Origin of the sequence: Streptomyces sp. NPDC048416 (assembly GCF_043200435.1) — a bacterium.
Taxonomy (GTDB): Bacteria; Actinomycetota; Actinomycetes; order Streptomycetales; family Streptomycetaceae; genus Streptomyces.
On record NZ_JBICXU010000037.1, the window covers coordinates 68,782 to 70,219 of the forward strand.

Below are 1,438 nucleotides of genomic sequence, written 5' to 3' on the forward strand. Positions count from 1 at the left end.
CCGGGCCCGAGCAGCCCAGCCCCCTCAGCTCAGCCGGGCGTCCGCGTAGACGACCATCGCGTCCCGCTGGTAGACAGCCAGCCCCTCGGCGATCTTGTCGTAGTTCGCGCGCATCTGCGGGTCGTCGACGTACGTCTGAGCCAGCCCCTTGTACGCGGCCGCGTTCGGCGTCCAGAACCGGCAGACCCCTTGGTAGTGCGCGTCCATCTCGGCCTGGACCGCGGCGTCGTCCACCGGGGTACCGGCCACCATGAACTCCGCGGTGCGGATCATCTGCGCCGTCACCTCACGCTGCCACCGCTCCGTGTCCTCGGTGGACATCGTCTCGACGGCCTGCCGGGACTGCTCCCAGGCCTTCGGCCACCGCTCGCGCACCTTCTCACCCTCCTCGGGGGAGGGCTCGAACCCCTCGAACAGGTTCTCCGGGCGGTTGATCTTCGCCATGATGCTGTTCTCCTCTGCTTCCTCCAGTTCGGCGATGGTGCGCCCGACCGTGCGGGCCAGGGTGGCGAGCCGTTCGCGTTCCGCCAGCAGCCGCTGATGGTGCTCGCGGAGTACGGACACGCGGTCGGCCTGGCTGTCCAGGACCGCCTGAATCTCGCGCAACCCCAGGTCGAGCTCCCGCATCAGCAGGATCTGCTGCAACCGCAGAAGGTCGCCCTCCTCGTAATAGCGGTGCCCGTTGCTCCCGATCCACGCCGGTGGCAGCAGACCGATCTCGTCGTAGTGACGCAGCGTCCGGGATGTGACCCCGGACATCCGGGCCACATCCGCGATCGACCAGGCAGCCATTGCCGTGCCTCCCATCGCCGGGCCGGTGCTTCCGGCCACACAGAGGACGGTAGGAGTTGACGCAGCGGAAGCCGCAAGTCGCGTCGCCGGGGCGCGAGACAGGGCCGTCGACCGGCGCCGCCCGGGGGAGCCGCCCGCGGGGGGAGGGGGCGGCAGCGGCAAGGACAAGGGGCCGGACGGAACCGGCGGCCACCTCGTGTAATGTTCTCCGAGTTGTCGCGCAGCCGGGACGGTTCCGCGTTCGACCATCCGCCGCAGATTCCTGCGGCCCCCCCAACTCAGCACGACCCCCGACCGGGGTGAATTCGGCATGCCGAATTCCATTCCGGACGGACCGGAGACTCGATTACGAATCACCGGAAGGATCCGCTAGAGTTCGGGACGTCGGAATGGCCCAACAGCCGGGAAGACACCCCGATTTCGACCGGGGATCAGGCCCGAAAGGATCTGATAGAGTCGGAACCGCCGGAAAGGGAAACCCGAGAGGGAGAACCGGAAAGGCGCCGAGGAAATCGGACACGAAAGAGTCTGATAGAGTCGGAACACGAAACACCGAAGGGAAGCGCCCGGAGGAAAGCCCGAGAGGGTGAGTACAAAGGAAGCGTCCGTTCCTTGAGAACTCAACAGCGTGCCAAAAGTCAACGCC

Annotated in this window: 1 protein-coding gene; it reads right to left on the minus strand. The window is 67.1% G+C overall.

Annotated elements, in window-relative coordinates; genetic code table 11:
* Window positions 1-24: 24 nt before the first annotated feature.
* Complete coding sequence (locus ACGFW5_RS31565; RefSeq protein WP_393837751.1) at window positions 25-792, minus strand: MerR family transcriptional regulator; 768 nt, start codon at window positions 790-792, stop codon at window positions 25-27.
* Window positions 793-1,438: the final 646 nt, after the last annotated feature.